Raw genomic sequence first — 312 nt, 5'->3', positions numbered from 1 at the left:
TAAAGAAATTTCCAGAATGTAAAAAATTGTTTTAATTATCATCACCTTAGGATTTTTAAACGATATAATTCTAAGATTTTGCCAAAAAGGCTTGGTATTTTCTTACATTCTAGAGAATTTTTTGGAATAAAACTGGTGGTATTTTTTGCAAAGTGGTTATTATTATTGATTGAAAATTTATGAAAAGCATTTGTATTTTATGCAGTGACGCATGCTTGTAAGCAATGAATTAAAAAATTTAGAGTTTGATGTTACGTTTTATCACTCATTTGGAAGTACATTTTCCAAATAAAAGGAATCTGTTACTAGCTT

Source organism: Bartonella sp. AA86SXKL (genome assembly GCF_042196885.1).
This window is presented reverse-complemented; position numbering follows the sequence as displayed.